A 7,993-nucleotide genomic window follows, 5' to 3' on the forward strand; every position below is an offset into this window, starting at 1 on the left:
CCATAGTCCAATTCGGCAAACCGGAAATATTCAACACTGATCAAGGCTCGCAGTTCACCAGTGCCGACTTCACCGACAAGCTGAAGGCGGCCGGGATCAGAATCTCGATGGACGGCCGCGGCCGCTGGATCGACAATCGGTTCATCGAGCGGCTGTGGCGGTCGCTCAAATACGAATGCGTCTATCTGCACGCCTTCGAGAGCGGCTCCGAAGCTCGGTGTAAAATCGGCTCCTGGATCAGCTACTACAACGCCGAGAGACCGCATTCGAGCCTGCGAGACGCGACACCGAACGAAGCCTACGCGATGAGCTGGGCCGATGAAAAACTGGCGGCATAACCACAACCGCGTTCCACTCTAAATCCGCCGCCGGATGGTCCGAAAAACAGGACCACCTCTGACCAAAGCCCTCCGGCAGTTCTGCGGGAACGCCGATGTTCGTGCGAACGCGCTTACCTCGCCCATCGCGCCATTGGCCGCGCTCCTCGTCGAACCAGCGGCCGTCCGCGAGAACGCAGATCATCTTGCCGTGCGGGCGCCCGCAGCGTTCGCAGGCGCCCTTGGCCCGGCGAAAGCGCACCGAGTAAGACAGCTCGCGCCAATCGATCGGGTAGAAGCCACGCAGCTCCGGCTTGATCGGCATGGTCCTCTCGTTCTCCTCGCATCCTATCTCGCCAGCATGACCCGACCAGGCCGCCCTGCCCCGCCCTACTTCAGCTGTGGGGCCGTCTTGCGATCAAGCGCTCGATAGAGAGTCGACCGATTGACGCCCAGCCGCTCGGCGATTTCGGCCATGGTGAGATCGGGATCCTTCATCAGGCGCTTGGCCGTGTCGAGCATGGCGGCATCCATCTTCGGCTTGCGCCCACCCAGCCGCCCCCGGGCCCTGGCTGCCGCCAGCCCTGCCTTCGTCCGCTCGCGGACGAGGTTGCGCTCCATTTCGGCAAACACGGCACCGATCTGGAGCATGGCGCGTCCGAGCGCGGTCGAGGGGTCGATCCCGTCCTGAAGCGATTGCAGCTTGATGCCGTCCCGTTCGAACTGCTCGAGCAGGCCGACAAGCTGATGGGTCGTCCGCCCGAGACGGTCGAGACGCCAGATGACAAGCGTGTCGCCCGCGCGCAGATGTGAGAGCACCTGGTCGAGACCGGGCCTGATCGTTCGTGCTCCCGACGCTCTATCCTCGAAGATCCGGCTACAGCCGGCGGCCAGCAGCGCATCACGCTGGAGGTCGAGGCGCTGGTCATCGGTGGAGACCCGGGCATAGCCGATCTTTGTCGCAGAACTCATGCCTAACCATCACGGAAGGACGGTGATTATGCAACACGGATCTACGACACGGGGAAGGCAAGTCTTCTCGACGACGGCCACGAACGCAGGAATTGTCGCGAAAACGGTCGTTGGTCGACGATCAGCTTGAAGGCTGGTTTCGACCCGGACAAGCAGTCGATGGTAAAGCGTCCTCGGGCCGAAAGCGGTCTGTCCACTTCTGGGCCGCAGACGTGAGAAGCCGCGAACGTATCCGGGGACGATGTATCAGCGCTGAGGCGCGACCGTTGCACTCAGCCGAAGGGCTTCTCGATCATCAGGTGAAAGATCACGAGGACGGCGCCGAAGGCCGGCCATCCCAGAGCGAACCACCAGCGGAAGAGCCGGAAGTAGGCCAGCGGCAGCGGCTCGCCTGCCTTTGCGGCCTCGACGGCCAGATCGCGCATTCGCAGTTGGATCCAGACGACGGGAAGCCAGCAGACGCCCGCGAGGGCATAAAGGAGGATCGAGACCCAGAGCCACCGGTCCCAGAAGCTGTAGCCCATAGTGATCGCCATCGTCGCGCCGGTGAGCGGTTGAAGGATGACGGCGGGGGTCGTGAACAGCCAGTCGGCTTTGACGACGTTGCGCGCAACGAGCGCGATGCCGCCACCTCGCCGCTTCGATGGGCCATGACCATCTGGAACGCGGTACCGATGCCGGTTCCGAAGATCACGGTCGCGCCGACGATGTGGGCGTATTTGATCCAGAGATAGCCGTCCATGATGTCACCGCTTCGGAAGCTGAATGAGGAGGAAGGTCGCCATGACGATAGGGATGTTCTTCATGAGCTGGCCGAGCGGATCGGCCCAAGCGGATGGCACGATGAGGGTTGCGAGCGCCGTGTAGAGGAGGACGGTCAGCACCTCTGCGATCGCGGCCATCCGGCGATAGCGGCGGACGAGCGTCAGGAGCCCCAGCGCGACGTCGAACAGCCCGCCGCCGAGCACGATGGCTGAAGCCAGCCGGCCGCCGATGCTCGCCTCTGCGAGGAGAACGCGGCCGCTCTCCATGTTCGCGAGCGCCGTCAGGCCCGATGCGATCCAGAACAGACCGAGCGACAGCCAGAGGCCTTCCAGCCAGGGAGCCAGCGCCGCCATCCTCCGTTCCGCAGGGGTTGCCGGGTGGCGGGCAAGGCCTTGCCCGAGGTCGGACGGCCGGGTCCGAGTCAGCCGCGACAGGGCCTCCGGATCGCCGTCCGCGCCGTTCGCGAGCATCGTTGCCATGTCCTCGTTGACGAGCGGCAGGCGCAGGAAGGACGCGGCTCGCACGATGAAGGACAGCGGCAGCCTGACGACGAGCCGAGGCGTGACGCCCAGCCAGCGCCCGAGCGCATCGACATAATCGTCGAGGACGATCGGGCCCGGCCCGACCGCGTCGACAGTCGCCGGCAGCGTCTCCTCGCTTTCCAGGATATCGGCGATCGCCGCCGCAAGATCGTCCACCAGGATCGGCCGGATCGGCGCGCTGGCGATGCGAGGCCGGATCGGGAAGGCGGCGAGGGCGGCGAGAAAATCCATGCTGGATCCGCCCGGACCATAGACGAGCGATGGACGCAGGACCATCCAGCCCAGCCTGTCTTGACCGAGAACGGCCCGCTCGCCCTCGGCCTTCGTGCGCAGAAAGGCCGTCGGGGCATCGAGGCTCGCGCCGATGGCGGAGACGAGGACGAGGTGCCGGATCCCGGCGCCGGCCGCGGCCTCAGCGACTTGGCGCGGCAGCTCCTCATGAGCCTTGATCATGTCCGCGCCGCCGAGTGCGCCGGTGGCGATGACAACGGCGTCGAGGCCGCCGAGATGCGCCGACCAGTCGAAGGCTCTAGGCCGGATCGTCACCGACCTGGGGAATCCGAGGCGATCGAGCTCCTCGTGACGGCGGCCGAAGGCACGAACGCTATGACCTCGCGCCTGAAGCTCTCGTGCGACATGGCGACCGATGAATCCGGTCGCTCCGATGAGCCCGATCTTCATCAAACAGGCCCTGTGCTCGCGTCCTGGGGGACCACGTCATGCCGGGTTGCGGCCTGCCGGATCGAGCGCGTGCGTTCATCCTGCTGGATGTCGAAGAGCCGGATCGAGGGCTTCCAGAGGGCGAAGCCGAAGACCATGAGCGCCGCCATCAGGGCCGCGGCCGACCAGAAGACGCAGTTCTGGAGAAACTGCGGATCGTAGCGGCCGTCGTCACTGGTGGACATGGCGAAGCTGACGGCGAGGACCGGCGAAAGCATGAGGATGATGCTCGTATAGGTCGTCCAGAAACGGGCTCGCTCCTCGGTGCCGCAGAGATCGACGATCACCCGGAGGAGCGGGCGGTAGAGAATCGACACGACCAGCCCCGCACTGGCGCAGGAGATGAGGAGAGCGATCAGGAAGAGGACGGCGTCGAAGGGCATGGCTTTTCCTTTCTTCGGTCAATTCTGAAATAAGAGAAATATTTGGGCGAAGAGCGTCTCTCTTTTTGGCCTTATCGCCGGATGAAGGCAGCGATGCTGCCGCCGAGCTTCACGATGCGGTATAAGGTCGAGCGCGGAAGTCGGCGCACTTGGTCGTACCAGCCGGACAGGTCGTCCAGGAACGTCGCCATGCTCTCGAGACGCTCGCGCGTGACCGGATCGCTGGCACCGCCCCGATCCAACTCGTCGATGCAATCGCGCAGCATCGTCAGGGCGGGATCGATCTCCCGCCGTTTGCGCTCCTCCGCGATCCTTAGCATGATCTCCCAGGGGTCGATCTCGGCCTTGAAATGATCGCGGCGATCCCCGCGCAGATGAACCACTTCGACGAGTTGGTAGGTCTGCAATTCCTTCAGACTGTTCGACACATTGGATCGTGCGATGGCCAGGGCGTCGGCGATCTCGTCCGCCGGCAGGGGAGACGCCGACAGGTACAAGAGCGCATGGATCTGCGCCACGGACCGGTTCACGCCCCACCGAGACCCCATCTCGCCCCAGTGCAGGACGAACTTTTCCATGGTTGTTGTCAGAAGCATTGCGGTCTCTAATTTCTGTCGAGACAGAAATTGCCGAAACCAAGCGTGCTGTCAAGCGGTTCGATGCGGTGGAGCGTTCATGGGGTCGATCACATGTTCCGCAACGAGTTTCAAACAAAGACGCTGGAAAGGTGCCGTTCCGCTAGCGACCCAGACACGTCGATTAGAATTTAGGAGGTGAGAGCCTGGAAGTGGACCTCGGCTGTCAAACCATTCCTATCCTCAATGGACAAGATAGCACTCGTGGTCGCCGTAGAGGACGCAAACGAACTCGACATTGCCTTTCACCATCCGATGAAACTTTGCCTTATCCGTCCAGGTGCGATCAACCTGGCACGTATCCATCCGATCCCGCATGTTCGCGATCGGCGCACCGATGCAAGACGGATAGTAGCCACGCACGAAGATCCCTTGGTCCATAGGAGGGATCAGCTTACGTCTCATCACCAGTTCCCCCGACGCCTCCGGCTTGTAGCCTTGCGCTATTAGCTCAGCCATCCTGGGCGGCCCACCGGCTTCCTCTGCAGAGAGCGCTGTTGCTGAGGTCAACAGGGTTGCGAAGATCAAAATGATGCAGACCCTCATAGCCACCCCGCTACCTTGTGTACGCGAACGGCAGCTTATCGACCCACACTCTCCAAAACCAGGCTGACCGCCAACCACCCCGTCCGGTCTCAGGCGGCCGAGAGAGCAGTCACCCGGCAGCGGTCCGTCCGCTGTCGACCCCTGAGAGACTTTCATTGCGCTTGTGGACGTTCCCCATACCGGACGCTCCAAGGACCAGCCTTCAATCAGCTGTCGGCGGTCGAAGGCACGAGAGGCGTTTCGGGCTCCAGCGTACCACGATAGGCGACGACAAGCCCGACTACAGGCGCTTTGATGGTGATGTCGAAAGCGAACCGGCCGCTGATCTCGGTTTCGAAGCTTTCGCCCGTCGGCAGGAGACCCATGGGCATTGGGATCTTCCAAATCGACCACCGTCGAGGGACGAAAAAGAGCCGCTTCCCGTCGCGAACTAAGGCGATCGAAAAACGTGCTATCCCGAACTTCTCGATCAGGAGGTATTGATCTCGCCCCGTCCCTAAGGATTGAAGAGAGTGGAACGTCGCTCGACCAATGGTTCGCGTCCACCGCTCACCCCCCTGCTCCGGGGTGAACGTGACTGTCGCTGGAACCATCTCGGCCGTTTCCGGGAACCCGAAAGCTGCGCAGACGAGACGGGCTAAAATCCCGGTTCCCCGCCGGACGCTAGCCGACCCAGTCCACCGTCGCCGCGAGGAGCCAGAATGCAGGTCGAGGACGGGAGCGGGCAGCTCGTCGATGGCCGGTCCCAGAACCCTGCGATAGATCGAGCCGCTGTCATCTTCGTCTCGGAACCCGAAAACGATGGTGCGGCGTTTGAACAACGTCTCGTAGTCGTCTAGTTCCAGAGCGCGTACAGCTGAACGGGCTCCACTTTCCGGTCGTTCGCCACGCGCCATCTTTCGAATGAGTGCCTCGATCGCCATGGACGGGATGAGGGGGCCGTCGTCGCCTTCCGCCAACAGATGCCAACTGCGGACGATGTCGCGCCCTTCGAAACGGCCACGGGCGGAGACGAACATTCCGCCACGATGCTCGCCGAAGCGGAACCGGTTCAGGACTGCGTAGAAAAGCTTCGAAAAAGGCGTAAGCGCCGGCAACCCAAACCGAGACCGTAACTTGGCGAGGATGTTGAGCATTCGGTGCAAGGACTCCGGCAGTGGACCGGCCCCCATCCAGATCTCGGTCATCGACGGATGCTCGGGCGGGATGACCTGAAGGTCTGGCACGTCCACCAGCGAGAAACGGAGGTTTTGAAGAGGCAGGCGACCTGGCACGGCCACCGTGAAGCGACGGCTTTCCGTTAGGCCAAAGGCGCTGACGGACTTGCCATCGCGAAGCAACTTCACCGGTCCGCCGGCATATCCGACGACCGCTCGCATGACGTTGAGCCCGATGCCGGCAAAGGGAGAAGGCGCGATGCCACCCTCGACACCATGTATCTCCATCGTCGAAGCCATCTTGCGCAGGACGGCAGCAGTCAGCACGGGAAAGCTGCTGACGCCAGATAGGACCACGACGCCGGCAGCCTTCGCCTTCTCGTCGAAGGTCGAGACGCCGAAGACGAAATCGGCACCATCGGCGAAATCGAGATAGTCGATCCCAGCCGCTATGCAGCACTCGATCACGTGGTACGGATTCGAACCATAATTCTGAAAGGGACCCGAAGCGTCCACCACCAGGTTTGGCCTCTCCAGGCGCAGCGCATCTGAAATCTGCGCTCGGTCGAGAGCGAGAGGTTCGACACGAGCGACGCCCCTATACGACCTGCAAAAGCTCTGCGCTCGCTCCAGGCTGCGCCCGCAGATCACCAGTTCCAGACCGCTCATATCGCTCAGAAGTTCGACCAGACGTCCGCCAAAGACGCCGTAGCCGCCGAGGATCAGGACCCTCATCGAAAGGCATTCCCGCCTGAAAGGATCTGGATGAGCCGGCCAATCGATGGTCTCACAGAATACGGTCCATATACTCCTTCGGAGCAACCCAGCACGTGTCCCGCCGGCCAAACACACGATAGCGATGACGCGCGACGAAGCGGTAGACGGGGTCACGCAAAGCAGCAGGTATGATCCGGAGCACCAGGACAAGCGACCAGGGAAGGCCGAGCGTTTCGTAGATGGTGAGGACGGCGTCGCTGTCGCGGCGTATCCTATCACCGTCTACGACAAGCAAGCTGGTGGGATCTCTCGGATCCATCCCGTGTCTGAGGTAGAGCGATCGTCCGATCTCGCCCTGCATGGAGGCAAGACGAAACACCGCCTTGCGGTCTCGTTCCAAAACGAACCGGGCGTTTGTCGTGCACAAGACGCATTCGGCATCGAAAAGGATGATCGGACCGGTCGAACGCGTTGCTGAGTGGGACATGGTCATCACCCGAAACTCTTAGCCGGTTTAGGCAGTCATGGGGAAGTGCGTTCGAGAATGTCTGCATCTGTCGACTGATCGCCGGAAGCGGACTGTCGGCAAACCTGAAGAGTTTCGGGCGCCGCGAGGCGTACGAAAGTCGCGGAAGAACGAACCTGCGGGATGCCGGTCGGTGGTCTATGGGGTTTTCGCCTGACGGCAATGCAGGAGCAAGGTGCAGTTCCCGCCGGGTAGCACGCAATGCCGATCATGCCCCTGCCATTGGGAAAGCGGCGACGTCGTGGAGACGGGTGAGGGAGCGCCGGGAGAAGGCCGTCGGGCGCATTCTCCTGTCACAGGGCCGCACGGGATTGCGCCTCGGAGCATATGGTCTCGGGCGGATGGGGATACAGTGCCATGCCGGATCATGGCGAGCCCTCTCGGTTGGGCGATGATCGCGGCGGCGGTCCTCGCGGCTGCCGCCAGCGCAGGAAGATGCCGACGACGCTCATGCAGCCGCCGCAGCACGGACCGGTCGAGCGGAAGGCGGGCGGCTCGTCTTTGTCCGGTGCCGTGGTGGCGGGTTGAGCCGCGGGCGGCGTGCCGAGCAGCACGCGGATGCGATCGAGCTTCTCCTTGCGGTTCGGCCCTGTGAGGAAGCCGTAGTGTCGGATGCGATGGAAGCCGCGGGGCAGGACGTGGAGGAGGAAGCGGCGGATGAACTCGCCGGCCTCCAGCGTCAAAGTGCGGTGGCGGGCGGCGCCGTCCTGGCG

General features: G+C 62.9%; 8 protein-coding genes and 1 pseudogene. 1 reads left to right on the plus strand and 8 read right to left on the minus strand.

The genetic code is table 11. The annotated features are described in order from the left end of the window. Positions 1-338: integrase core domain-containing protein (locus ASG62_RS17730; protein ID WP_156382225.1), on the plus strand; the 338-nt coding region annotated here is incomplete at its 5' end. Between the two features lie 369 nt (positions 339-707). Here the strand turns inward: ASG62_RS17730 and ASG62_RS17735 are convergent. From ASG62_RS17735 to ASG62_RS27935, 8 genes and pseudogenes are all read right to left on the minus strand, one after another. Continuing rightward, positions 708-1,289 (minus strand): recombinase family protein, encoded by a 582-nt coding sequence (locus ASG62_RS17735; protein WP_056692263.1) that lies wholly within the window; start codon positions 1,287-1,289, stop codon positions 708-710. Positions 1,290-1,561: 272 nt separating this feature from the next. Continuing rightward, a pseudogene (locus tag ASG62_RS17740) lies at positions 1,562-2,031 on the minus strand (DUF2269 family protein). Positions 2,032-2,035: 4 nt separating this feature from the next. Next, positions 2,036-3,277, minus strand: coding sequence for an SDR family oxidoreductase (locus ASG62_RS17745; protein WP_056692266.1), 1,242 nt, complete (start codon positions 3,275-3,277; stop codon positions 2,036-2,038). Continuing rightward, positions 3,277-3,699 (minus strand): hypothetical protein, encoded by a 423-nt coding sequence (locus ASG62_RS17750; protein WP_056692269.1) that lies wholly within the window; start codon positions 3,697-3,699, stop codon positions 3,277-3,279. The genes ASG62_RS17745 and ASG62_RS17750 overlap by 1 nt, the downstream gene beginning before the upstream one ends. Positions 3,700-3,770: 71 nt before the next feature. Next, positions 3,771-4,277: a GbsR/MarR family transcriptional regulator gene (locus tag ASG62_RS17755; protein ID WP_200944654.1), complete on the minus strand. Its 507-nt coding sequence runs from the start codon at positions 4,275-4,277 to the stop codon at positions 3,771-3,773. Between the two features lie 809 nt (positions 4,278-5,086). Then, positions 5,087-6,772 carry an SDR family oxidoreductase gene (locus ASG62_RS17765; protein ID WP_056692278.1) on the minus strand — a complete coding sequence of 562 codons (1,686 nt, stop codon included), beginning with the start codon at positions 6,770-6,772 and terminating at the stop codon, positions 5,087-5,089. 52 nt (positions 6,773-6,824) lie between these two features. Further along, entirely contained in the window at positions 6,825-7,247 is a 423-nt protein-coding gene (locus ASG62_RS17770; protein ID WP_056692281.1) for a thiol-disulfide oxidoreductase DCC family protein, read from the minus strand. A 398-nt stretch (positions 7,248-7,645) separates the two neighbouring features. Further along, a partial coding sequence (locus ASG62_RS27935; RefSeq protein WP_200945540.1) for a transposase occupies positions 7,646-7,993 on the minus strand: 348 nt, incomplete at its 5' end.

The organism is Aureimonas sp. Leaf427, assembly GCF_001425485.1.
Taxonomy (GTDB): Bacteria; Pseudomonadota; Alphaproteobacteria; order Rhizobiales; family Rhizobiaceae; genus Plantimonas.

What these genes read in the sequence shown, in the direction of transcription:
- ASG62_RS17735 (WP_056692263.1), bottom strand. Translation starts at nt 1,289, where the DNA reads ATGAGTTCTGCGACAAAGATCGGCTATGCCCGGGTCTCCACCGATGAC.
- ASG62_RS17745 (WP_056692266.1), bottom strand. Translation starts at nt 3,277, where the DNA reads ATGAAGATCGGGCTCATCGGAGCGACCGGATTCATCGGTCGCCATGTC.
- ASG62_RS17750 (WP_056692269.1), bottom strand. Translation starts at nt 3,699, where the DNA reads ATGCCCTTCGACGCCGTCCTCTTCCTGATCGCTCTCCTCATCTCCTGC.
- ASG62_RS17755 (WP_200944654.1), bottom strand. Translation starts at nt 4,277, where the DNA reads ATGGAAAAGTTCGTCCTGCACTGGGGCGAGATGGGGTCTCGGTGGGGC.
- ASG62_RS17765 (WP_056692278.1), bottom strand. Translation starts at nt 6,772, where the DNA reads ATGAGGGTCCTGATCCTCGGCGGCTACGGCGTCTTTGGCGGACGTCTG.
- ASG62_RS17770 (WP_056692281.1), bottom strand. Translation starts at nt 7,247, where the DNA reads ATGACCATGTCCCACTCAGCAACGCGTTCGACCGGTCCGATCATCCTT.